Raw genomic sequence first — 23,820 nt, 5'->3', positions numbered from 1 at the left:
GTCCGGCGGCGGGCGGTCAGGGGCCGCGGTGGACGGAAACGGCGTACTCTCCGCCGGTGTAAGGATTCCGGGACCAGGTGGCGTATCTGGCTTCGAGGGTGAGTCCCGCCGCACGGCAGTGAGCGTCGTAGTCGTCCAGCGTGTAATCGCGGTTCAGCGAGAACCCGGCGACGAGGCGCCCACCTGGACGGACGTGACTCGCCGCCCCGGTCACCAGGGCCGGTTCCGTTCCCGCTGGGGTGAACAGGGGGACGTTGCCCGCCATCACCACCACGTCGAATGACTGTCCGAGGTCGAGTCCCACCAGGTCGTGCTGGTACCAGGTGATCTGCGGCGCCCGGCGCCGGGCGGTGGCGAGCATCGACTCGTCGACGTCCACGCCCGTCACGGCGATCCCGTGGCGGGCCAGCTCGATGGCCACCCGACCGGTGCCACAGCCCGCGTCGAGGACCGTGGTGGGCGCGAAGGAACGGACCAGCGCGGCTTCACCATGGACATCCCCTCCCTCGACTGCGATGCGGTCGAACCGGGCCTGGTACTCCTCACCGTTCCACGTCATGGGATCACCATGGCACACCCGCTGCATCGCCCCAAGGCGGATTTCCGGTGCTTCCGCCGGAACCCGACTGGCTGAACAATCGCCGCCGCTCGAGGAGGAGCGGCTGGTGGTGCGGCGCCGCACGTGCCCGGCCGGGACGGCCACGAGGACTACAAGGCCCGGCACGCGGTCGAACGCGGGATCAGCCGTCTTGAGCAGCACCGGGCCGTGGCGACCCGGTTTGACGAACTCGCGGTTCGGTTCGGGGCGACGGTTCAGGTCGCGGCGATTCATCAGTGGCTGTGAACCCTCAGCCTGCCGTCGTGCGGATGCCCCAGCAGGAAACGACGGCCCTGCCGTCGTTACGGCGTCGTTACGGAGGAGGGGCGCATTTCCTGGCATGGGCGCGGGGCGGTGTGTATGGGGTTGCACCTTCCGTAGCGGCATGTGATCCGGTGGACTTACGTCGCGATCCCTTGAGGAAAGGTCCCTGCTCATGCATTCGTCTTTCATGCCACCCCGGCAGGTCAAGATCGGTGACGCGGCGGCCTTCGCCGGCAGCACGCCACGGGCGATTCGCCATTACCACGAGATAGGCCTGCTCCCGGAGCCTGAGCGGGGCGGCGATGGCCGCCGCCGCTACGGGTACGAGGACATGATCCGCCTGCTGTGGATTCGCAAGATGGCCGACGCCGGGATCGCCCTGGACGACATCCGTGACGCCTTGACCACCGGCATGGCTTCCGCCGGTGCGGACAGCGGAGACGGTATCGCGGACACCCTGGAACGGTTGGAGGAAACCCTCGCCCAGCAGGAGGCGGAATTGCGGCGGCAACGGACCGCCGTGCAGCGGATGCGCACCGAAGGCAGCCGGCTGGGCCTGCTCTCCGACTTCGTCACCGAACGCCTCAAGAGCCTGCCCGAGGGCTCCCTGCGTCAGGCGGACCTGGACAGTCTGCTGGTCACCGAGCGGATCTTCGGCCCGCTCGGCGCGGCCGTCCAGGCCACCCGCTTCGTCGTCCTGGCCACGCATCCCACTCTGCGGGAGGATTCCGACCGCATCGATGACGCCGAGGAGGCACTCGATGACAGTGTCGCCGTCGATGATCCACGGGTGGCTCAAGTCGCCGTCGAGCGGCACGCCTTCGAAAGCGCCCTGCAGGCCGTCATCGAGGAGTCCGGCCTGGGTAAGGAGGACGATGCCCTCTTCGACGCCTGGGACACTTTGCACCCTGCCACCGCCGATGACGGCGAGGACGAGGCCGACCTCGGCTCCGGCAGGCGGGAGGCTGACTCCATGAGCGTGTTCGAAGCTATCGGCAAGATGCCCTACGACTTCTCTCCAGCCCGCCTGCGCTGTATGGAACTGGCCGAAGAGCTATCCGCCCAAGACTCACCCGCTACCTAAAACACGGCCGTAGTGGCCGTCGTACACCACAGGGTTGAGTTCCGTTTGGGGTACCTGGCCGACAGGGTTGTGGCTGCCGCGGGCGAAGGCCAACGGGCCCATGTCGAGGGGAGTCTCCTGCAGGGGGAGCCAGACGGTCACTGTGCGGTCGGAGGACAGCGGCCAATAGTACTGGCCACCGCTGGGCTCCTTGTACAGGGCTTGGTCGTGATAGACGCGCACGGCACGCACACCAAGGAGCCGGGCCGCGATGCCGGCGAGACGGCGTGAGAAGACGAGCCGCCGTACCTTCTCGTTCTCCCGCCAGAGGTTCGACACCTGCAAGAAGGCCATGCCGTAGGTGTCCCGCTCGGCGAGCGGGAGGTGCTGGGTGTTGAGCCGGAGGACTTCGGAGGTGAGCGTCGGCTCGTACTGCCCGATGGTCTCGGGGGAGAGCACGTCGGAGAGGTGGACGAAGCCGTCACGGTTGAAGTCGGCGGTGGCCGTGGGCGACAGGCCTTCGAAGGGGGTGTCCAGCTCATCGGCCGGTTCGGGCAGGGGTGCCGTCATGGCGTGTGGGCTCCTCGGGCGTTGGCTCGGGGCGGATCGGTCGTTCAACCGTGGCAGGGCGGGGCCGGACGCTGCCACGTCTGTGTTTGCCACTTCTGGTACTGGATTGACATCGGCGCGGTCCCGAGGCGGAGAGCTACGATGCGCTTTGTGCGGCCACGTTATGAACAGCCGGGGGTTCGCGTCGGGACCACGTTCTTCGGATTCGTCCGTCGTCAGGGAACATTCGACTTCGCCTGGCACTACCACGAGGAATACGAGCTGACGCTCATCGCTGAGGGCACGGGAACGCGCTACGTCGTCGGTACCACCGTCGAGCGTTACTGCCCGGGGGTCCTCGTCCTCCTCGGCCCGGACCTTCCGCACACGTTCGCTTCCGAGGCGGGGGAGGGGGCCGCGGAGGCGGTGGTGGTGCAGTTCCGGCACGGCTTCCTCGGCCCTGAGTTCTTTGCCCTGCTCCAATTCGCCGACGTGAAAGGCCTGTTGGGGCGCTCCGCCCGGGGGGTGCGCTTCGACCGTGCGAGGGACGAGATACGGGCAGATGTGGCCGCGCTCCCTGGGTTGGCAGGCGCGGCCCAGACCGTTGCGGTGCGGCCGAAGCCGGCCTGCACCTCGTCGGAGACGACGAAGCCGCCCTGTGCTCGTACGGCGGCGCCCGCTCGCTGGGGCCTGTCGGCGGATACCGGGTGCAGGTCGACGAGGACCGTGATCAATCGAAGAAGTCGCGGTTCTGGCGCACGAAATCGGCGAAGCCGAGGGCTGGACGGCCCGTCAGGTCGGCCACGGTTGAAGTGACCGACTCGGCACCGCCGTCGCGGTAGGCGCGGGCAACTCCGATCAGGGCGTCGACGTGGAACTCCGGCGTTCCGCGATCCAGCATGGCCGCGCGCACTTCGTCGTCCGGCAGGCCCACGTAACGCACCGGCTTGCCGAGGACGTCGGAAAACTCTTCGGCGGCTTCAGCGTAGGTCAGGGCCTTCGGTCCGGTGAGGTCGTAGACGCAGCCGTCGTGGCCATCAGTGGTGAGAACCCTCGCCGCGACACAGGCGATGTCGCCGATGCCGATGAAGCTTATGGGCGCGGTGATCAATGGGAAGCTGAACTCCCCGGCTTCGCGGATGGACGACTGGCGCAGGAAGTTCTGCAGGTAGAAGTTGGGCCGCAGGATCGTCCAGGGCAGACCGGACGCAACCAGCGACTGTTCGACGGGCTGATGCAGCCGGGCGATCGGTGAGAGTCCTTCGTCGGCCCGCCAGACCGACAGCTTGACCACCCGGACGCCAACCGCACGGGCGGCTTCCAGCATGTTGAGTTCGTGCGTCGTTTGGGCGGGACTTGTCGCGCCGAGAAGGAATACGGTCTCGATGCCATCGAGCGCGGGACCGATCGTGTCCGGTATGGCCAGATCGAGCGTCACTGCCTGACCGCCCGACTTGATCACCTGAGCCGTGGTGCGCGGATCACGATAGGCCGCCCGCGCGGCTACGCCGTCGGCACGAAGACGGGTGAGGAGAGCCGTTCCGACGTTCCCGCCCGCGCCAGTCACCAGAATCATCGTCACACCCTCCCAGGCGGTAGCGGCGAGTAGGCCAAGAACCGGAACGTAGCATCCTGGGATGGCGGCGAGGCAGGCCAATAGTGATCTTCAGGCTATGGCGTTCAACGGACGTTCGCCCCAGCGAATGCCCTTCTCGCCGCGGATGCGGGTGTGTTCCTTGCGTTGGGCGGTGAGCAAGTCGGGATGGCGGGCGTGGGCGTTGCGCCGGCGCAGGCAGGCGTGCGGGGCCCGGGTCTGCGCGGGATGGCTGCGGTGGTAGGAGTTGACCAGGGTGAACTGCCGCAGCGGACCGAAGTGCGCCTCAAACGGGTTGGCCCAGGAGGCGTAGGCCGAGATGGGGCACCGCTCGGCCTTGTTCTGCTCCGCCCAGCGGCGGATGTCCGCTCCGGTGTGGGCGGAGAGGTTGTCCGGGACGATGGAGATGGCGGCGCCATCGGGGTCGGGCGCGCGGATCAACTTCGGTGCGGCCAGGGTGTTGGCGGTGCCTTTGTTGCGGGGGTTGACGCCCACAGCCGGCGATCGTGGATGGATTGACAGCCGTGGAAGTAGAGGTTACGGCGCGGGTGCGGCGGTAGGCCGCTGGCAGACGGTTTGGCTTGCCCTGCTTCGCCCAGCGGGAGCCTGCCGGTGGGGCGGATTCCAAGGGGTCCGAACTCGTCGAAGGCGAAGACCCGGTCCGGGAGCCGCCCAGCACCTGTTTCGATGCGCGGTCCAGCTCGGCGTCGCGCTCGGGGCCGGGGGACTCCTTCTGCGCGACCACCGGGACCCGGTTCCCGCCGGGCCGAGGCCAGCCGCATCATCGCCCGGCGGTAGCACACCGAGCCGGCGCTGCCCGGCACGGAGTGCTACGAGCCAGAGCCGAACGTCTTTACAGTCCCGACAGGCCGGAAGGCCCCTGGACGACTGGTTACTGAACGGCCGACTGGACAGTGGCGGAGGACAAGAAGTCGACCAGGAGCGCATTGACCTCGCTGGGACGCTCCTGTTGGATCCAGTGGCCGCAGCCGGGCAGGACCACCGGACCACGAAGGTTCGGCACATACTGGCGCATGGCATCCGTGTCCATAAAGCGTGTGGCAGTGTCCAACTCGCCGGTGACGAACAGCACTGGCCGGCGGATCGGGGTCGCGCCCAGGGCAGGCAGTTCCTCCCAGTCGCGGTCGACGTTGCGGTACCGGTTGAGCGCGCCGGTGAAGCCAGTGCGGCGGAATTCTTCCGCGTAGTAGGACAGGTCGGATTCGGCCAGCCAGGACGGGAGGCGCGCGGGCTCAGGGATCGGGTCGAGCAGCCGGGAGCCGGCGGGCAGGCCGGTCAGCAGTCTGATCGCCAGACCGTCGGGAGCGTCCCCGGACAGCGCGGAGAAGATGAGGCGCATCGAGCGTTCGACATCGGTCTGCAGCTCGGCTTCGGCGACGCCAGGAGCTTGGAAGTGCAGTAGCCAGTTGAACTTGCCGTCCGCCCAGCGGCGCAGGGCCTGGGTCATGGGGGCGGGGGGCCGCCGGTGGTATGGCACGCTGAGCGCGGCCAGGGCAGGGAACCGCTCGGGGGCCAGTTGGGCGCACGCCCAGCCGATCTGGGCACCCCAGTCATGACCGACCAGCGCGGCGGTCGGCTCGTCCAGCGCATCCAGCATGCCCACCACGTCGTCCACCATCGCCTGCATGCCGTACGCCTTGACGTCGGGCAGGACGGTGGTCTGACCGTAGCCGCGCAGGTCAGGGGCGATGACGTGGAAACCGGCCGCGGCGAGGGCACCCAACTGGTGGCGCCACGAGTACCACAGTTCGGGGAAGCCGTGCAGCAGGATGACCAACGGACCCTCCCCGGCTTCGGCGATATGGATGTTGATGCCGTTGGCGTGCAGCGTGCGGTGTCTCATGGCCTCGATAGTGGCGAATGCATGGGGAGCAGGCGTCGTACGGCGGGCGACTTCTCGCGTACACCCGGCGGAGTAGCGCCAGGGCTGGTGAAGTGCTCGGGGAGCTGGCTCGGGCGTTCAGGTGGCGGATCGCCTCGCGACACAGGGCCGCGCGCATGTCATCGAAGGAGGCGGTGGTCTTGGCGGTGAACCACGGGGACCGCGCGCGGCGCTGTCCGAGGTAGGCCTGGTGGTGGTCGTGGAGGGCGCACCAGAAGAGGGTGAGGGTGTGGACGGCCCGCCCGAGGGGCACGGTGCGTTCGGCCGCGCGCTTGACCCGGTTGGGGGCTTCGCCTGCCCCCAACACCTGCTTGAGCTGCGCTCTCGCACGGCGGCGGCGCCTTCTCTCAGCCGGCGCCGCGCCAGGGCGCGCAGTCGCTTCACCCCGGTCAGCCCCCGCTTGCCGCCGGGATCAGGCCGAGCGGCGAACCGAGTTGGGCGAAGGCACCGAAGAGCGTCTTGCGGCGCGGCTCGGCGTGTTCGATGCCGATGAGGGCAGCGCCGCCCCACTCGCCGCCGACCGCCATGCCCTGCACGATGCGCAGCAGCAGCAGCAGGAGCAGGATCGGTGCCGCTGCGCCGACAGTGGCGTACGAGGGCAGCAGGCCGACGGCGACGGTGGCGCCGCCCATGAGGAGCAGGGTCACGACCAGCGTGCGCTTGCGCCCGGCACGGTCACCGAAGTACCCGAAGAGGATGGCCCCGAGCGGTCGTGCGAGGAACCCGGCGGCGAAGGTGGCCAGTGACAGGAACGTGCCTACCAGGGTGGGGAGTTCGGGGAAAAAGACGTGGTTGAAGACGAGGGCCGACGCGGTGCCGTAGATGAAGAAGTCGTACCACTCGATCGTGGTGCCGATCATCTGGGCCGAGGCGAGCCGTGTCGCCGAGGGTGCGTCCGGAGGTCCCGATGGCGCGGCGTCGGGCGCGGTTCCTTGGCGCATGGCGTACTCCTGGGGGCTGGGAGAGGCAGGCATACGGGGGCGTAGGGACGGAATCCGGGACGCCCGGGGACGAGGGCGTGCGCTCCGGCCCGGGGGGTATCAGCCGGGCCGGTGGTGGTGGACGACCCCGTCGCGTATGTCGGCTTCGGACCGGTGCCGTTCGCGGGTGGCGGGTGAGCCATGCCCTCCGCCGCCGCCGGTGACCACACTCACGCGGTCACCGGCGTGCAGCTTTTCGTGGAAGACCACGGGAAGCCGCTCGACGCTCCCGTCGACGCGGGTGACGGTGAAGGCGCCGGTGTCGCCGGGACCGCCCCCGTCCACGCCCGATGCTCCGCTGCGGTGGCGGTCGGCGTAGCCGGCGATGTCGACCTCGTCGGCGACGGCCTCGTAGGTGCGGCGGATGCCGAGTCCGCCGCGATGCCGGCCGGGGCCGCCGGAGTCCTCGTGGAGCGCGTACTCGACGACGCGGAAGTGTGAGTAGTCGGATTCGAGGGCTTCCACCGGGGCGTTGGCGCAGTTATCGATGGCGGTGTAAGCCGGAACATGTCATAACGGATCTGTCAACTTCCGGCCTGATATTCATTAATGTCCGCAAGAATCGGCCGTGTTCTCCACTAACCTTTCCTGACGCACTTCCTGACCCAACGTCACCAACGCTCGATGGGTGGGGAAGCGCGCTCTACGGGGGAGGAGTTCGTGTGTGAAGACCTGGGGTTCGAGAAGCTGCTCAGCGAAGAGGGCTTCTTCGCTCGTCTGCTGAGCCGGTCGCCGTCGGGCGCCGGCCGGGAACCGCTGTACGGCCCCGAGCTGCCCGTGGTGCTGCTCACCGGTGGTCCCGGCATGGGCAAGGGACGGCTGCTGCGCGCGGTGCGGGACCACTTCGCGGCCAAGGTGCCGGTGGTCTATCTGGACTGCGGCTCGCCGGTGTACGCACACCGCGCGGCGCCGGAGCCGGACGCCCGTTCGGATGCGACCGAGGCTCTGGTCGAGATCGCCCGGCGGCTCTGCACCTGGCAGGGGACGGGCGGCGCGTTCGCCTTCCCCCGGCTCTTCGCGGGCCTCGCGATGATCGCGACCGGTGCCGCGGACGGCGGCCCCGCGGCGGTCGCGACGGAAGTCGAACGGTACGAGGAACTGCCCCAGAAGCGGGCCCTGCCCGGTCTGCGGACAGGTGACTTCTGGCGGGGCGTGATTTCCGGATCCCTCAAGAACCTGCTGACGACCCTGGCCGGACAAGCGCTCAACCCGTACTCCGCGGCGGTGAGCAACGCGCTGGTGGAGGCCCTCTTCCAGTCCTTGGCGCCCCGGGGCAGAGTGCAACTGGAGCGGATCTACGGGGGGTATCCCGGCGCGGCCGGCAACCCCCAGCACGGGCTGAGGGACCTCGCAGCCGACTTCCAGGCCCACGGCGAGGGACGGGAGTTGGCGGAGGGGTTCCTCTTCCGGGCGCTGCGCGAGGACCTCGAGGCGGCGTACGCCTCGACGGCCGGCTGGCTGCGCCGGGTGGGCCGCCCGGGACTGCTGCTGGACCACGCCGAGTCACCGCTGGGGGAACGGCTGCTGCGCGCCGTGCTCACCGACCGCCGGGGCGGGCAGCGCGACCGCGTGGTGATCGTGGGCACGGCTCGTCGGGCGGACGGCGGCGCCTTCCTGCACGGCGGTCTGCGGCCGGAGGAGGTGGTGCCCCCGGCCGAGTTCCGTCCCGCCGACGGCGCCCCGCCCGCCTGGCCCCGCGACGGGGAGGGAGCGGCGGACCAGGCTCCGCTGGCCAACGGGGTGCTGCTGCTGCGGATGCCGCTCCTCACCGGCGACCAATTACGCCAGGAGACCGAGCGCAGGCAGATGCGTGTGGAGCCGGAGGGCGGCGAGAACCGCCGCCGCATCGACGCCGCCGTGGCGCGACTGAGCGGCGGCCGGCCGCACACGGTGATCCGGCTGGCCGCCGCCGCGGCCGCCTTCCGGATGCCGGCGGACGCCAACGACCGGGACGTTCTGGAGGCCCCGCTGCGGCTCCCAGGTGACGGCACCCCCCAGCGGCCGGTGGTGGACGTGCTGCTCCAGGAGCTGATCATGGACCAGCTGCCGGTGAAGCTGCCGACCGAGCACCACGGCGAGTGGCTGGATCTGCTCACCCATCTGTCGGTGGCGCACGACGAGGAATGCGCCGACGTCCTGTTACGTCATCATCAGTCGGGCCACGTGAACCCGTTGACCGCGCACCATGTGTCGACGCTGCTCACCGACACCGGCTGGCCCAGCTGCGGACGGCACTTCATCGGGGACTTCGGGCTGCGCCAGATGCTGGTGCACCGGCTGTACGGGCTGCGCCCCGGCGGCGCCGCCTGGTACGCCGACCATCACTTCCTGCGGGACCACTACGCGGGGCGGACGGCGGACGAGGGGCCACCGGGCGAAGAGGCGTTCGGTTCGGTCATCGCACACCATATGAACCACCATCTGGTGTCCGGCGGTGCGGGCGACGTGGTCGGCCATCTCGCCGACACGCTGCCGGGACGCCCCCGGGAGTGGTGCGCGGAGCTACTGGAAATCGCCCAGGCGCCGTATCCGGGCGGCGCGGACGCCCGGCGGGAGCGAGCCCAGGGCCTGGTGGTGGCGGAGGGACCGGCGCTGCGCCGCACCGTCGACCAGCTGCTGCACGCGGTATGGCTGTGTGAGGAACGGACCAGGCCGACCGGGCAGGAGACCGCCCGCACCCTGTCCAAGCTGCTGGACCTTCTCTCGATCATGGAGTTCGAGGGGGCGGGACAGCTCGGCAAGGTGGCCACCCACTGGAGCGATCTGGCGGCGAACGAGCAGCCGTTGCTGCGCTGCGCCTGTACCGAGCAACTGGGTCGAAGGAGGTAACGGGGATGCCCAGGTGGAAGAAGTTCCTTTACGCGCTGCTGGCCGTGGGGGCGGCCGTGGCGCTTTCCTGCTACGTCTGGTCCCTCATCCAGAAGACGGACACCTGTGCCGACGGGGTCGAGCGGACCGGCGGCGAGTGCATCGGCGTCAGCGGCACCGGCTACGATTTCGGCACACCGGAGATCCGAGAGGTGTCCCGGGCCATCGCACAGGAGAACAAGAAGATCGACGGCCGGCCGCATGTCACGGTGGCGTTGATGCTGCCGCTCCAGTCGGACAAGCCCGCGCTGCGCCGGCAGATGCGCAGCGACCTCCAGGGCGCGTATCTGGGGCAGCGGCAGGCCAACGAGGGCGAGGGAGAGCCACCGAAGATCCGGCTGGTGCTGGCCAACCCCGGACAGGCGTACAAGCAGCAGAAGAAGGTCGTGGACATCCTGCTGCGGATGGCCGACTCGCCCAAGGACCGGCTGCGCGCGGTCACGGGCTTCAACCTCAGCCTCGATGAGACACAAGAAGCGGTCGAGCGGCTGACGAAGCACAAGGTCCCGGTCCTCGCCTCGCGGATCAGCGGGGACGAGATCGCGAACGAGGACCGGACGGACGGGACGGGGAAGGCGCGGTTCCCCGGCCTGGCCCGGTTGATCACCACCAACCATGACGCGGCCCAGGCCCTGGCCAACTTCAACGGCGAACGGGGCCGGGAGAACCGGAGGACGGTGCTGGTCTACGACAAGCGCAGCGACGGCTACAACGAGTCGCTGGCGAAGGCGTTCAGTGGCATCGAGGAGAAGGGCCCGCCCGGTCCCGCCGCGATGCCCTTCGAATCCCCGGCCATCGACGATCCGGGCTCGACCGGCAACCAGTTCACCCAGACGGCCAACAACATCTGTGACTCCGGCGCCGACATCATCTACTTCGCGGGCCGCACGCTGCACCTGCGGCTCCTCGCGCTCAAGCTGGCCCAGGTGGACTGCCGAAACCGGCACTACACGATCATCAGTGGCTCCGACGCGGCCTCGCTGCGGCAGGACATGACGGAGAAGGACTGGCAACAGCTGCGCGGCGAGGACGGCAAGGCGAAGGTGACGGTGCAGTACGCCGCCCCGGCGCACCCGGACGCCTGGAGCACCGAGCTGGCCGACTGGAAGAAGCAGTGGCACGACCACCACGACCGCGAACCCACCAAGAATGACCTCCCCCAGTACCTCACCGAGCCCGAGACGGCCCTGGAGATCCTGAAGAAGCGCATCGAGACGACGCGCGGCGAGGGCATCGAACTCGGGGCGACCCCGAATCTGGAGGACTCCCGGACGATGCTGGTATACGACGGTCTCATCACCATCGGAAAGGCGCTGCACCAGGCGCAGGAGGGCAGCGCCGAGGCGGTGCCCAGCCGGGAGGACGTCGGCGGGCAATGGCCACTGCTCCAGTCCCGGCACCGGGTGCGGGGTACGAGCGGCCTGATCTGCCTGACCAGCAGCGGGAACCCGTACGACAAACCGATCGCGGTGGTCCAGCTGGATCCGGGCCAAAAAGGCCTCGGCAGGCTGAAGTTCGTCGGCCTGGGCTGGCCCACCGGCCAGGCCCAGCCGAAGAACTGCGTGATTCCCAGCCGCGTGCCCTGACCGAGTGCCGCTCTCGGCCTCGGCGGGTACGCGGCCCGGTCCTGTGCGGCTCGTAAAGTCACGACGGCGACTCGCCGGTCCGGTCCGCTACGAGCCCGCGGACCGGTTCTGGCCGGCCGTGCTGTCGTCGCTGAGGTCGCGCCGGCGCTGGAGCTGTGTCTTCCCGGTCACGCCGGGGGGCGCCGCCGGCCTGGCACCGCAGGCGCCCCAAGAGCCGGTACGCAGCGTGAAAGCCACCTCTCGACTCTCGACGACAGGGCACAAGGCAGTGAGTTCCGCGCAGAGGTTCCACTTGGCCGGTTGCCCTGCCGGACGATTCGTTCACGGTCGGCGGCCTCCAGGGCGGTGGGACGTCGGCTCACCAGGCGGGGCGGATCGGTCCCGGCGGTGCAAGTAGTGTCAGGTCGGCGACGAGTTCGCTGAAGCGCGCCTCGCCCAGTACTTCTCGCCACGGTGCGACGGCAGCCCGGGCCGCCTGGTCGGCGGCGCGCGTGGCGGCCCAGCCGGTCTCGGTCAGCCCGAGGAGGCGGGCGCGGGCATCGTGCGGGTGCGGACGCCGCTCCACGTACCCCTTTCGGACCAGCTCCTCGACCAACTGGGCAGCGGCCTGCTTGGTCACCCCCAGGTGCTCGGCCAGGTCAGCCGTGGTGGCGCCGCCCGCCGAGACGCGGGCGAAGGCGAAGCCGTGTGCAGGTCGTAGGTCCTCGAATCCCTGCTGGGACACGCTGGTGTGGATTTCCTGCACCAGCTGTCCGCTATCTAGACAAGTAGCTTGTCTAAATGGAGGCTGGTGCATGCGGCGGTCGCCAACACGACCGGCCAGCCCGCTCATATGTGGGTCACCACACGTGTTGGGCTCACCGCCAAACTGGCCGACGGCAACACCATCACACCGCCCTGGGCTCGCTAGTGTGCTGTGACCGCGTAGGTTCACCGGATTCGGTCAGGCGGCGACTTTGAGGGGGGCGTCCTCCTCGGCGGATGCCCTTCTCGCTGCGGACGCGGGCCTGTTCCTTGCGTTCGGCGGCCAGGATGTCGCGGTGGCGGGCGTTGGCGCTGCGCCACCGCCCGCCACCGCGGATAGGCGTGCAGCGCCCGGGTCTGCACCGTGTGGTTGAGGTGGTTTGAGTTGGCGATGGTGAACTGCCTCAGCGGTCCCAAAGGTGTCCTTCGGCTTGGACTTGGCGATCTTCTTGATCTCGCGACGCTCCGGGAGCGTGAAGGGGCACGTCCCGGACCCGGTCCGCGCTGGTGAACGTCACCTCCGCGATCTTCAGCCGTAGCCCTTGTGGGAGAGCACGCTCACCGAAGCGACCAAGAGAGCGAGCAGTGGCGGCGGCTTCAGCCCGGCTGGCCGAGGCCCTGGTCCGTCCATCGCAAATCCCACAAACCCATCCGGCCCATGACAGGCCGCGCTTGGGGCAAGGCGAACGTTGGCTGATGCGGAACTAGGCGCGCTCGGGCGGCCTGGCCTCCAGCGTCACCCTTGGTAGCCCCCGGGCCAAGGGGCCCGGGAGCCACCAGGCGTGGCGGCCCAGGAGGTGCATGACGGCCGGGACGACGAGGCAGCGGATTACGGCGGCGTCCAGGAGGATCGCCGTGGCGAGGCCGAGGCCGAACTGTTGGAGCATGCGGCTCGGGCTGAGGACGAAGGCCGCGAAGACGACGATCATGATGGCCGCGGCGGCCGTGATGACCCGGCCGGTGGCGGCCAGGCCCTCGCGGACGGCGAGTGCGGGGTCACTGGTTCGTTCCCACTCCTCGTGGATGCGGGAGACCAGGAAGACCTCGTAGTCCATGGAGAGCCCGAAGACGATCGCGAAGATCATGACCGGGATGAAGGCCTCCACCGGGCCGGGCTGAACGCCGAACCAGCCGTGCTGGAAGACCAGTGTGATCACGCCGAGCGCCGCCGAGATGGAGAGGAGGTTGAGGATCGCCGCCTTGACCGGGATCCAGAGCGAGCGGAAGACGACGAGGAGCAGGAGCGAGGAGAGGCCCACGACGATCGTCACGAAGAGCGGGATGTGGGAGGCGACCGAGTCGGCGAAGTCCTGTGCCGTGGCCGTCGGACCGCCGATCAGATAGGTGGCGCCGGTGCGGTCGGCCAGGCCGGGCAGCACGTCGTCGCGCAAGGTGTGGACCAGGTCGGCGGTGGGCTCGGCCTGGGGCGCGGTCGAGGGGAAGGCGATAACCGTCGAGACCGCGCCGTCGGAGGAGGCGAGCGGCGGGGTCGTCGCCGCGATGCCCGGGGTGTTGGTGAGCGTCCTGCGCAATGCCGTCGCCGCCTCCTCATTACCCTGGGACACGGCCACCAAGGGGCCGTTGAATCCGGGGCCGAAGCCCTCGGCCAGCAGGTCGTAGGCCTTGCGGCTGGTCGACGTCGCCGGGTCGTTGCCCGCGTCGGCGAAGCCCAGGCGCATCCCGGCGGCCGGCGCCGACAGGGCGAGCAGGACCACGACGGCCGCCAGCAGGGCGGGCAGTGGACGGCGTTGTACGGCGGTGGCGAGGCGACGCCAGCGGTGACCCTCCTCCGTGCCCCGGGCCTCCGCCTTCGCCGCCTGCTTCAGGACGTGCCGCTGGATACGGGCGCCGAACAGGGCAAGCAGCGCGGGCAGCAAGGTCAGCGAGGCGGCCATCGTGACCAGGACGGTCAGCGCGACGGCCAGTGCCACGCCCTGGAGGGCGCCGAGGCCCAGGGCGACCAGGCCCAGCAGGGCGATGATGACGGTGCAGCCGGCGAAGAAGACCGTACGGCCCGCGGCGTCCAGGGCAGTGCGGGCGGCCGTGTCGAGGTCCGTGCCGCGGACGAGTTCGTGGCGGTAGCGGTGGAAGATCAGGAGCGCGTAGTCGACACCCACGCCAAGGCCGACCAGCATCATGATCGGCGGGGTGAAGTCGGCGACGGTGAAGACGTGCGAGGCGAGGGCGATCAGGCCGACCGCGCCGCCGACCGCGAACAGCGCTGTGACCAAGGGCAGCGCGGCGGCCATGACCGACCCGAAGAGCAGGACGAGGATCACCAGGGCGGCGAGCATGCCCGTGCCCTCGGCTGCCCCGCCGCCGCCCTCCTCGGCGCCGCGCACCGTCTCACCGCCGAGTTCGACCGTCAGTCCGCCGCCGGCCGCCGACCGCGCGGTGTCGATGATCCGGGTGATGTCCTCCTTCGGGACCTCCTCGACCCTGGCGTCCAGAACGACGGTCGCGTAGCCGATGGTGCCGTCCTCGGAGACGGCGGACGGGTCGGCGTACGGACTGCGGACCTCGGCGACGGAAGGGAGACCGCTCACCGTTTCGAGGGTCCCTTCCACTGCCGCGCGGTCGCCGGTCAACCCGGCGGGGTCCTTGAGGACGATCTGCACACTGTCGCCCGCCTGCCGGGAACCGTGCCGTTCCAGCAGGTCGGCGGCGGACTGGGAGCCGGTGCCGGGGACGGTGAAGTCGTTGCGGTAGGCGCTGCCCGCGGCCTGGGAGCCGACGGTGATGACGGTGACCACGGCCAGCCAGAGCAGCAGGGCGCCCCAGCGCCGGCGCCGGGACCAGCCGGCGAGCCGGCTGAAGACACCGGGGCCGGCCACGGGCGGCGGAGAGAGATGATGTGGGTGCATGTCCACAGCATCCGGACCCGACGCGGCGCGGGGCGTCGGCCCCGGGTGGGTATCTGCCGTACCCCGTGGGTTGCGCGGGCCGTGACGCCGTACGCCCGCCGCGTTATCCGGTGGCAGGTCCGCGGCTCACCCCGTCAGCCAGCCAGGCTCACCCCGCCAGCCAGCCCGGGGTCACCATCCCGGACTCGTAGGCCAGCACGACCAGTTGTGAGCGGTCGCGCACGTCCAGCTTGGTCATGATGCGGCTGACGTGGGTCTTGACGGTGGCAGGGCTCAGTACGAGGCGGGCGGCGATCTCGTCGTTGGCCAGACCGGCGGCGACCAGGCGCATGACCTCGCGCTCGCGGTCGGTGAGGGCGTTCAGCCGGGGGCCGGGCTCGGGGGCGCGCACCCGGCCGGCGAACTCGGCGATCAGACGGCGCGTGACTGAGGGGCTGATCAGCGCGTCGCCGCGGGCCGCGACCCGGATGGCGTGCACCAGCTCCTCCGGCTCGGTGTCCTTGAGCAGGAAGCCGGTGGCGCCGGCGCGCAGCGCGCCGTACACGTAGTCGTCGAGGTCGAACGTGGTCAGAATGACCACGCGTACGTCGTTCAGGCGCGCGTCGGCGGCGATGTCCCGGGCCGCCTGGAGGCCATCGACGCCCGGCATACGGATGTCCAGCAGGACGACATCGGGGCGCTGGGCGCGGCAGGCGGCCAGGGCCTCGGCGCCGTCGCCTGCCTCACCGACGACCTCGAAGTCGTCCTCGTCCTCCAGGATCGACCGGAATCCGGCGCGCACCAGGCGTTGGTCGTCCGCCAGCACGATTCTGATCTTGGTTGTCATGGTCGAGGGGGTTCTCCGTTCGCCATGGCGGATCCTGGTCCTGGCAGGTGGGCGAGTGGGGCCGCCGGACACGGCAGCGTCGCCCGGACCGTGAAGCCGCCGTTCAGGGTGGGCCCCGTGGTCAGTTCGCCGCCCAAGGCGCGGGCCCGCTCGCGCATCCCGGTGATGCCGCTGCCGGACCCGCCGCCCAGGGGGATGGGCCCGCGGCCGTTGTCGGTGACCTCGACCGTGAGGTGTCGTGGCCCGTGCTCGGTGCGGACGGTCACCGCGGTGGCCTGGGCGTGGCGGGTGACGTTGGTCAGCGACTCCTGGACGATGCGGTACGCGGCCAGGTCCACCTCGGCGGGTAGTCGGCGCCGCTCGCCGTCCGTGCTTACCCGGACGTCGAGACCGGTCCGTCGGGCCGCCGCCGCCAGGTCGCCGAGTCGGTCGAGCCCGGCCACGGGCGCGGTGGGCGCCGACTCGTCAACCTGCCGAAGTACGCCCAGGGTCGTCCGCAACTCGCGCAGCGCCTCCCGGCTGGCATCCTTGATGGCGCCAAGCGCCTCCTCCGCCCGCTCCGGGCCACCTTCGGGATCTTTGCGCAGCCGACGCAGGGCGGCGGCGGACTGGACGTTGATGAGCGAGATGTGGTGGCCGACGACGTCGTGCAACTCCCGCGCGATGCGCAGACGTTCCTCGCTCGCCGCCCGCTGCTCCGCCTCCCGGGCGAGGGCCAGCCGGTTTTCGCGCACCCAGCCGAGGGCGACCACGCCCACCAGCCAGCCGGTCATCATGAACAGGGCGACACCGTTGACGTCGTGGTTGCCGAGTAGCGTGCCCGCCCCGGTGAGCAGCAGGCCGAGCGCCGCCAGGAGGATGGCCATCCGCAGTCTGCCCTCGGCCGCGACCGTGTACAGGGCGACGACGAAGGCCACCAAGAGGGGGCCGTCGTAGGCGCTGACCAGGTAGTACGCGATGGTGGCGGCCAGTACGAAGGTAGCGGTCGGCACAGGGTGGCGCCGACAGGCGTAGAGGGCGGCGCAGGCGGCGACGAGCAGGGCCCAGGCGAGCGCGGTGGTCTCCCAGGACTCCTGCCGCTCGCCGATCAGCGAGCGCAGGCTGCCCACCGCCACCAGGACCAGGACCACAGCGGCCAGCGCGGCGTCCGCGGCACGGCCACTGGGCAGTCGCGGCCGGCGGGGACTCGGGACGCGTGGAACCATGCCGCCAGCGTAAACAGACCGCCCGCACCGCGCAGTCCTCCGCGCGGCGGAGGAACCCGACGTCCACCCGCAACTCCTGGTGTAACGGGGCGCAGGGCACGTCAACCGCTGGGGTACGGCACCTGTCGGCCCCGGTACGACGCCCCCGTGTCCGTCGACCACCGACGCTGGGGCCATGAGCACCGACCCCGCCCCCAGCCTGCCCCTGTCCGTACGCCTGCGTCGCCTGAACCGGCCGCTGGTGGCGCTGCTGACCGCCGTCGCGCTGGTCCGGCCGCTGTTCTCGGTCACCGGACTGTCCGAGGCACTCGGCAAACCGCTTACACCGCTGCTGCTCACCGCGTTCATCAGCCTGACCTGGATCCTCGCGGTGGGGCTCAGCCGGGTGCGTGAGCCGTTGCTCACGCCGGTGGCCGCCGGAGTGGCCTACGCGCTGGCCGCGTTGGTTCTCAGCGGCATTCTGTCTCCCCTCCTCGAAGGTGACTTGCGGGGTCCCCTCGCGCACCCGCCGGCCATCCTGCCGTTGTTCCTGGTCAATGGGGTGTGGGGCGCGGTCTGCGGGGTGTGCGCGTTGGGTGTGCGTCGGATGCGCGGGGCTGGGCTTTGAGTGACCGACCCGCTACCGCTCCACCCGTATCCGCCTCGACTCTCGACGCCGTCGCTCGCGGTGGTAAGTGACGGCGGCGGGACCAGCGTCTCAATACCGGCCCCGGCGTGTCTTTCGACCGCGGCGGACGGCCGGCGAGGGACAGGGCCTCGTCCATGGCCCGTTCGACGGTGCCGTTGTGCGCGATGTTGTGCGCGATGGTGGTACCGGCCATGTCGAGTACGGCCAGGTCCATCGCTCGGGGGGCTGTCGTGGTGGGGCACAGGTCTGTTCCTTCTACAGGGAGTGTTCGATCGTGATATCGGCCATCACGTCGAGCGCTTTGGTCGATGCTTTGGGACGGCGGACCGCGATGCCGACGAAGAGTGCGTCGACGATCCCCAGGTGGGCGAGGCGGCTTGCCATGGCTTCGAGTCGGAAGCCGTACTCGGGTCCTCCCGCGATCAGCGCGGCGTCCGCGACACGGGTCAGCGGCGACTTGGTGTAGCTGGTGATGGCGACGACGAAGGCGCCTGCCGCCCGCGCCGCCTCGGCGGCCAGCAGCGACTCGCGGCTGGCGCCGGTGTGGCTGATGACCAGGCACACACAGGAGTCGTCGAGATGCCGTGCCGCGAGATGCTGGGCCATCACATCGGCGGGGCACGTCGTCACGAGGCCGAGCGCGGACAACCGGTAGGCGGCGTCGTGGGCCGGCGCGGTGGAGGTGCCGTTCCCGATGACGAGGACGCGGCCGGCCACCGCTATGCGGTCGATGGTGAGGGACAGCAGTTCGGGGTCGACGCTCTGTGCCGCGTCGACCAGGGCCCGGCCGCTGCGGCGCAGGATGCGGTCCAGGATCTCGCCGGCCGAGGTCCGGCTGTCGATTTCCTCTTCGTGGGCGAGTTCCTGCTCCTGCTCGTCCCGCTGGGCGAGATCGCGTGTGATGGCGAGCTTGACGTCCTGGTAGCCCCGGTACCCGATGCGCTGGCAGGCACGGACCGCGGACGACTGCGCGACGCCGGCCCGCTGGGCCAGCTCGGTCACCGAGCCGCGCACGACCGCTTCGGGGTCACCGAGGATCAGCTCGATGACCCGCTTGTCTGTGGCGCCCAGGTTGGGCAGCGCCGTTTGAGCACGGGTGACGAACTCGCCGCTGACCAGGGACGACTTGGCTGCAACCACGGGACCTCATTTCGCCGTGTGAACACAATTCGACTGTCGATGCGGGCAGGAGGCTAGCACGACTCGGATATTCCATCCCAGGCTTATGGATGAACTGGATAGTTCATCCTTCGGTAACTCCGGCTTGGTTCCCACGCCATCCCCGTCTCTGAGCCTGACACCGCCAGTACAGGCCGGCAGCAGTTGCACCGGCCGCTGAACTGGTCGGCCACACGGCGCGGCGTGCCCCGCAGTGGCCCCCGAGGAAGGAGACAACCATTCCTGACACACCACTCACCCTGATCGCGGTCATCGACGGCCTTCGGCCGGCCGCTCTGAGCGCCTCCACCGCCCCGTTCCTGTCGCGATTGGCCGACGAGGGCTGCTCCTACGACCACGCCGTGGCTGCCTTCCCCGCGCTGACCCGTACCAACGCCGCGACACTGGCGACGGGATGCCACCCCGGGCGTACGGGGGTCTTCGGAAATCGGGTGTGGCATCCCGAGCTGGGCCATCTGGACACGGCAGTCGCCGATGACGTGCGCCGATTGCGTGACGCCGGGGCCATGCCGCAGATGTCCGTCGCGGAGCGGCTCAGCGCCTCCGGCCGCAGCACCATGGTCGTCGGCAACGGCTCGGCCGGTTGCACCTACCTGCTCAATCCCGGCAGCGACGCCGGACACGGAGCCAGGATCGCCTCGGTCGGTCCGGAGCACGAGGTCCACCGTTCCGTTCCCTCCGACGTCAGGGCCGCGATCGAGGGCTTGGGACCGCGCCCCGCATCCGACGACGAGGCGCTGGAATGGGCGGTCGCCGCAGGGGTGGTCTCGATCACGACGCGCGCTCCCGACCTGCTGATCTTCTGGTCCGGGCAGCCCGACACCGCCCACCACGCCACCGGATTGACCTCGACGGCCAGCATTGAGGCGATCCGACGAACCGACCGGGCCGTACGCACCTTGCACACCGCCGTGCTCGACACGGGACGGGAGTGCAATCTGATCCTCACGGCCGACCATGGCTTCTGCGAGACGATCGAGTCGCTGGAGCTGACCGAGACGCTGGACAGGATCGCCGAACGCGCGGGTCTGCCTCCGAACGGATTCGTGCCCACGTTCAACAGCGGCGCCGTCTTCGGCTACTTCGAGCCCGGCACGGCACCCCGTCTGCGGGCCGACATCGCGGCCCGGATCGTCCAAGAGCCCTGGGCGGGACTCGTTTTCTGCGCGGACGCCCATTGCCCCGATGACGCGTTCCCGCTGTCGCTGGTCGTGACCGGAGACTCGCCATTCACGCCAGACCTGATCATCACCATGCGCACCGAACCGACCGACCAGCGCGAGCCCGCGGACCCGCCGGCCCGTGCTCTGCACGCACGGGCCTCCGGAACCCGGCCGTACAGCGGTGTGCACGGCACGGTCCACCCGGCTGACATGCGCATTCCGCTGATCCTGCATGGGCCGGCCTTCAAGCCCCGCACCCGGCGCGCCGAACCCGCGGGCCCGGCCGACATCGCCGCCACCGCGTATACGCTCGTCACCGGAGCACCGCTCGACGACGTCGACGGCCGTGTGCTGACCGAGTCGCTGCGCGATGTCACCGACGGCCCCGAACTTCTCGTGGAAGAACGGACGATCCGGCGCGGCGACGCGTCCGTCAGCGTGCGCCGGACCGGGAGCCATTCCTACCTGGTGGGCGGCGTGTCGGGCCATCGGACGCCGCCCGAGCACCGCGATCCCGCGCGGCAGGGCCTCGCCGAACCGGCCGCCTTCGGGCGGCAGGGCGACAACGACTGGGACGACTGACCCACCAGGCCGCCCCCGCACCAGCAACCCTGGTTTCCGAAACCGCCGGTACGGCCATCATCCGCGCGCACCGCGCACTCGTCAGGCCGTTGTCGCGGGCCGCGCCCGCCCCGGTCTCCTTCCGGTGGCTCACCGATCCCTCCATCGCCCGGGTTACCCATCTCAAGGAAGCAGCCCCTCATGACCTCACTCATCGCCTGCGACCACAACCCCGACGACCTGCGCCGCCGTGAGAGCCCCGTCTTCATGAGCGGCAACCTGCCCCCCGACGTACCGGAGGTGTTCGACGCACGGTACGGTGCGGCGCTCGACTCCGCGCTCTCGCGGCGGTCGCCGTCCCGCCTGATCGGCGCCCACCAGTACCGCGGCTCCGACCGCGATCGGGCCGCCGGTGCCGCGTTCACCGCCCAGCGCCTGGGAACGACGCCGACCCCGGAGCGTGTCGTCGTGGCCAACGGCACCCAGAGCATCCTCATCCAACTGCTCCCGGGACTGGTTCCCCGCGGCGGGCTGCTCGCCGTCGAGGAACTGACCTACCCGACGATCCGCACCTTCGTCCAAACCCTCGGCATCGACGTCGCTCCCGTGGCGATGGACGGCGAGGGGATCGATCCGGACGCGTTCGAGCAGGTCTGCCGAACCCGACGGCCCGCCGCCCTGTACACCATGCCGACGTTGCAGAACCCCACCACCGTCACCATGAGCGCCGACCGCCGCCGCGCGATCGCCGACCTCTGCCGCCGGTACGGCGTGTCCGTGATCGAGGACGACATCTACAGCCTCCTCCCCACGGACGCGCCCCCGCCGCTGTCGGCCTACCTGCCGGAGCTGTCCTGGTACGTGCTCGGCACCGCCAAGAGCATCGCGGCCGGGCTGAAGGTCGCCTACGTCGTCGCGCCGGACGAGGAGTCCGCCAAGGCACGGTTCTGGCCCGGCGTCCGCAGCACCTACTGGATGGTCGCGCCGATCAACGCCGCCGTGATGAGCAGCCTCGTCGAGGACGACGGGGCCACCGCCATCATCGACGCGGTCCGGGTGGAGATCCGCGCCCGTCACGAGTTGGTGGCGGACGCGCTGGCAGGGATCGACCTGCGCACGACCCCCGAGTCGCTGCACGTCTGGCTGCCCCTGTCCCCGGGCCGTACCGCTGCGGACCTCGCGGCCGACGCGCTCGCCGCGGGCGCGTCCATCGGCACCAGCGACACCTTCTACTTCGGCACCGGGACCGCCCCCGAGGCGGTCCGGTTCGGTATCGGCGCGCCTCCCGACCGCGCCGCCCTGGAGCGCGGCCTCACCGCCGTCCGCAACGCCTACCACCGCTGATCGTCAAGGAGACCCGAAAGATGCCCAAGGTACTCACCGACACACAGGTCGCCGGATACCGGTCCGACGGCTACGTATGCCCGATCCGCGCTTTCGAAGCCGACGTCGCGGCCGGCTACCGCGACCGGATGGACCGGCTGGAGGCCGACCATCCCGGCCTGTGGACACGCGCCAAGGTCAAGCCCCACCTCCTCATGACGTGGCTCAACGACCTCATGCGCGAGCCGCGGATCCTCGACGCCGTCGAGGACGTGCTCGGCCCCGACATCCTGGCCTGGGCGACCGGACATTTCGATAAGAAACCGCACGACCCGGGTTTCCTCGCCTGGCACCAGGACGCCACCTACTGGGGGCTGTCCGAGCCCAGCGTCGTCACCGCCTGGGTGGCGCTCACGCCGAGCAACCGGCAGAACGGCTGCATGCGCGTCGTCCCCGGAACCCACACCCGGGGTCAGCTGCAGCACACGGACACGTTCGCCGCCGACAACATGGCCAGCCGGGGCCAGGAGATCAAGGTCGACGTCGATGAGGCGGCCGCCGTCGACCTCCAGCTGGAGCCGGGCGAGTTCTCACTGCATCACACGATGCTGGTGCACGGCTCCCTGCCGAACACATCGGACGTGCGGCGGTGCGGGATCACCATCCGGTACGTCGCCGCCCACGTCCGGCAGACCACCGGCTTCCAGGACAGCGCCACGCTGGTCCGCGGCACCGACCGCTACGGGCACTTCCGCCCGGAACCCCGTCCGAGCACCGACTTCGACCCGGCCGCGTCCGCCTTCTACGACGAGGTCGTCGGTGAGACCGAGCGGCGCAAGGCGGCCATCGCCGCGCAGTCCGGCTCGGTGAGGAGCGAGCGATGACCACCGCACCCACCCGGATCTTCACCGACATCGACCTGGACTCCGACGGCGAGGCGCGCGGCTATCTGCGGCTGCCGCTCGCCGTGCACACCACATCCGACGGCGACGCCGGCTACGGCTACACGGGCATCCCGATCGTGTCGCTGCGCAACGGCGACGGTCCCACCGTGCTGCTCATGGCCGGCAACCACGGCAACGAGTACGAGGGCCAAGTGGTGGTAATGCGGCTGCTGCAGCGGCTGCGTGCCGCCGACCTCACCGGCCAGGTCATCATCCTGCCGGCGGCCAACGCACCCGCGGTGGCGGCGGACCAGCGGACCTCACCGCTCGACGGCGGCAACCTGAACCGCAATTTTCCGGGCCGGCCCGACGGCCCGCCCACGGAGATGATCGCCCACTTCATCGAAAGCCACATCCTGCCCCGTGTGCAGTTCGCCTTCGACCTGCACTCGGGTGGCAAATCCATCGAGTACCTCCCCGTCGCCGTCGTAGCGCGGTCGGACGACCCGGACAGGTTCGCCCGCTCCCTGGACATGCTGCGCGCGTTCGGCATGCCCACCTCGATGATCATCGACCATTCCACGGGCGGTGACGCCGCGCTGATCGGCGCCTGCCGGCGCGCGGGCGTGTTCCATCTGTCCACGGAGCTGGGCGGCGGCGCGTCGGTCGGCCGCGAAGAGGTCCGGCTCGCCGAGCACGGTGTGCTGCGGCTGCTGCATCACATCGGCCTGTTGCGTACGCCGCTCACCACCGAACCGCCCGCCACGACGACGATGCTGCACCGGACACCGGCCCATGAGTACATCTACGCCGGTTCCACCGAACGCGGCCTGTTCGAGCCCCTGGTGTCGCTGGGCGAACGGGTCGACCGCGGTCAGGTCGTCGGGCTGATCCGTTACCCCACCGCGCCGTGGCGGGAACCGGATCCGGTGGTGTCCACCCATGACGGCGTCGTCCTCGCACGGCGCATCCCCGCGCGCACGGGCCTCGGGGACTGCGTCTTCGTACTCGGCCGACCGTGGGAAGGCGGTGCGTGAC

General features: G+C 70.1%; 20 protein-coding genes and 3 pseudogenes. 10 read left to right on the top strand and 13 right to left on the bottom strand.

The window, feature by feature from the left end; all coding sequences use genetic code 11:
- Positions 1 to 16 precede the first annotated feature (16 nt).
- A complete protein-coding gene (locus NP777_RS37010) occupies positions 17 to 559 on the bottom strand; it encodes a class I SAM-dependent DNA methyltransferase (RefSeq protein WP_256654598.1) in 543 nt (180 codons plus the stop codon).
- Positions 560 to 1,034: 475 nt separating this feature from the next.
- Between NP777_RS37010 and NP777_RS37005 the strand changes: the two genes are divergently transcribed.
- Entirely contained in the window at positions 1,035 to 1,946 is a 912-nt protein-coding gene (locus NP777_RS37005) for a MerR family transcriptional regulator (RefSeq protein ID WP_256654563.1), read from the top strand.
- On the opposite strand, the gene NP777_RS37000 is transcribed toward NP777_RS37005, so the two are convergent.
- On the bottom strand, positions 1,932 to 2,495 hold the full coding sequence (locus NP777_RS37000; protein ID WP_256654562.1) for a phytanoyl-CoA dioxygenase family protein: 564 nt from the start codon (positions 2,493 to 2,495) through the stop codon (positions 1,932 to 1,934). The two genes, NP777_RS37005 and NP777_RS37000, sit on opposite strands and share 15 nt — an antisense overlap.
- 141 nt (positions 2,496 to 2,636) lie before the next feature.
- Between NP777_RS37000 and NP777_RS48685 the strand changes: the two genes are divergently transcribed.
- A complete protein-coding gene (locus tag NP777_RS48685) occupies positions 2,637 to 3,290 on the top strand; it encodes an AraC family ligand binding domain-containing protein (RefSeq protein WP_391858647.1) in 654 nt (217 codons plus the stop codon).
- On the opposite strand, the gene NP777_RS36995 is transcribed toward NP777_RS48685, so the two are convergent.
- The 5 genes and pseudogenes from NP777_RS36995 to NP777_RS36975 all read right to left on the bottom strand — a co-directional run bounded on the left by NP777_RS36995 (position 3,205) and on the right by NP777_RS36975 (position 7,440).
- Positions 3,205 to 4,050, bottom strand: coding sequence for an SDR family oxidoreductase (locus NP777_RS36995; RefSeq protein WP_256654597.1), 846 nt, complete (start codon positions 4,048 to 4,050; stop codon positions 3,205 to 3,207). The genes NP777_RS48685 and NP777_RS36995 overlap by 86 nt on opposite strands.
- A gap of 90 nt (positions 4,051 to 4,140) precedes the next feature.
- A pseudogene (locus tag NP777_RS36990) lies at positions 4,141 to 4,801 on the bottom strand (transposase); the annotation flags it as partial.
- 159 nt (positions 4,802 to 4,960) lie between these two features.
- Entirely contained in the window at positions 4,961 to 5,932 is a 972-nt protein-coding gene (locus NP777_RS36985) for an alpha/beta fold hydrolase (RefSeq protein ID WP_256654561.1), read from the bottom strand.
- Between the two features lie 428 nt (positions 5,933 to 6,360).
- The gene (locus tag NP777_RS36980) at positions 6,361 to 6,912 is read right to left on the bottom strand and encodes an MFS transporter (protein WP_256654560.1); all 552 of its coding nucleotides are present in this window, start codon (positions 6,910 to 6,912) and stop codon (positions 6,361 to 6,363) included.
- A gap of 99 nt (positions 6,913 to 7,011) precedes the next feature.
- Positions 7,012 to 7,440 (bottom strand): hydantoinase B/oxoprolinase family protein, encoded by a 429-nt coding sequence (locus NP777_RS36975; RefSeq protein ID WP_256654596.1) that lies wholly within the window; start codon positions 7,438 to 7,440, stop codon positions 7,012 to 7,014.
- A gap of 171 nt (positions 7,441 to 7,611) precedes the next feature.
- Between NP777_RS36975 and NP777_RS36970 the strand changes: the two genes are divergently transcribed.
- Positions 7,612 to 9,780, top strand: a complete 2,169-nt coding sequence (locus NP777_RS36970; protein ID WP_256654559.1) for a hypothetical protein — start codon at positions 7,612 to 7,614, stop codon at positions 9,778 to 9,780.
- A 5-nt stretch (positions 9,781 to 9,785) separates the two neighbouring features.
- The gene (locus NP777_RS36965) at positions 9,786 to 11,405 is read left to right on the top strand and encodes an ABC transporter substrate-binding protein (protein WP_256654558.1); all 1,620 of its coding nucleotides are present in this window, start codon (positions 9,786 to 9,788) and stop codon (positions 11,403 to 11,405) included.
- A 358-nt stretch (positions 11,406 to 11,763) separates the two neighbouring features.
- Here NP777_RS36965 and NP777_RS36960 read toward each other — a convergent pair whose 3' ends face one another.
- Positions 11,764 to 12,201 (bottom strand): MarR family winged helix-turn-helix transcriptional regulator, encoded by a 438-nt coding sequence (locus NP777_RS36960; protein WP_256654557.1) that lies wholly within the window; start codon positions 12,199 to 12,201, stop codon positions 11,764 to 11,766.
- Between the two features lie 3 nt (positions 12,202 to 12,204).
- On the opposite strand from NP777_RS36960, the pseudogene NP777_RS36955 reads away from it, so the two are divergent.
- Positions 12,205 to 12,315 (top strand): annotated as a pseudogene (locus tag NP777_RS36955) (cupin domain-containing protein); the annotation flags it as partial.
- 52 nt (positions 12,316 to 12,367) lie between these two features.
- Here NP777_RS36955 and NP777_RS36950 read toward each other — a convergent pair.
- The 4 genes and pseudogenes from NP777_RS36950 to NP777_RS36935 all read right to left on the bottom strand — a co-directional run.
- Positions 12,368 to 12,563, bottom strand: a pseudogene (locus NP777_RS36950) (IS630 family transposase); the annotation flags it as partial.
- Positions 12,564 to 12,853: 290 nt separating this feature from the next.
- Positions 12,854 to 15,013, bottom strand: a complete 2,160-nt coding sequence (locus NP777_RS36945) for an MMPL family transporter (protein ID WP_256654556.1) — start codon at positions 15,011 to 15,013, stop codon at positions 12,854 to 12,856.
- 148 nt (positions 15,014 to 15,161) lie between these two features.
- The gene (locus tag NP777_RS36940) at positions 15,162 to 15,839 is read right to left on the bottom strand and encodes a response regulator (protein ID WP_256654555.1); all 678 of its coding nucleotides are present in this window, start codon (positions 15,837 to 15,839) and stop codon (positions 15,162 to 15,164) included.
- Positions 15,836 to 17,044 (bottom strand): sensor histidine kinase, encoded by a 1,209-nt coding sequence (locus NP777_RS36935; RefSeq protein ID WP_256654554.1) that lies wholly within the window; start codon positions 17,042 to 17,044, stop codon positions 15,836 to 15,838. The genes NP777_RS36940 and NP777_RS36935 overlap by 4 nt, the downstream gene beginning before the upstream one ends.
- 175 nt (positions 17,045 to 17,219) lie before the next feature.
- Between NP777_RS36935 and NP777_RS36930 the strand changes: the two genes are divergently transcribed.
- Positions 17,220 to 17,651 (top strand): hypothetical protein, encoded by a 432-nt coding sequence (locus NP777_RS36930; RefSeq protein ID WP_256654553.1) that lies wholly within the window; start codon positions 17,220 to 17,222, stop codon positions 17,649 to 17,651.
- A 276-nt stretch (positions 17,652 to 17,927) separates the two neighbouring features.
- Here the strand turns inward: NP777_RS36930 and NP777_RS36925 are convergent, their stop codons facing one another.
- A complete protein-coding gene (locus NP777_RS36925) occupies positions 17,928 to 18,812 on the bottom strand; it encodes a MurR/RpiR family transcriptional regulator (RefSeq protein WP_256654552.1) in 885 nt (294 codons plus the stop codon).
- A gap of 200 nt (positions 18,813 to 19,012) precedes the next feature.
- On the opposite strand from NP777_RS36925, the gene NP777_RS36920 reads away from it, so the two are divergent.
- The 4 genes from NP777_RS36920 to NP777_RS36905 all read left to right on the top strand — a co-directional run bounded on the left by NP777_RS36920 (position 19,013) and on the right by NP777_RS36905 (position 23,819).
- Positions 19,013 to 20,596 carry an alkaline phosphatase family protein gene (locus NP777_RS36920; protein WP_308405327.1) on the top strand — a complete coding sequence of 528 codons (1,584 nt, stop codon included), beginning with the start codon at positions 19,013 to 19,015 and terminating at the stop codon, positions 20,594 to 20,596.
- Between the two features lie 180 nt (positions 20,597 to 20,776).
- A complete protein-coding gene (locus tag NP777_RS36915; RefSeq protein ID WP_256654551.1) occupies positions 20,777 to 21,919 on the top strand; it encodes an aminotransferase-like domain-containing protein in 1,143 nt (380 codons plus the stop codon).
- 20 nt (positions 21,920 to 21,939) lie between these two features.
- Entirely contained in the window at positions 21,940 to 22,782 is an 843-nt protein-coding gene (locus tag NP777_RS36910) for a phytanoyl-CoA dioxygenase family protein (protein ID WP_256654550.1), read from the top strand.
- Positions 22,779 to 23,819 carry a succinylglutamate desuccinylase/aspartoacylase family protein gene (locus tag NP777_RS36905; protein ID WP_256654549.1) on the top strand — a complete coding sequence of 347 codons (1,041 nt, stop codon included), beginning with the start codon at positions 22,779 to 22,781 and terminating at the stop codon, positions 23,817 to 23,819. Before NP777_RS36910 ends, NP777_RS36905 begins: the two co-directional genes overlap by 4 nt.
- The last annotated feature ends 1 nt before the right edge of the window (position 23,820 follow it).

Origin of the sequence: Streptomyces rugosispiralis, assembly GCF_024505145.1 — a bacterium.
Classification (GTDB): Bacteria; Actinomycetota; Actinomycetes; order Streptomycetales; family Streptomycetaceae; genus Streptomyces; species Streptomyces rugosispiralis.
This window is presented reverse-complemented; position numbering and strand designations above follow the sequence as displayed.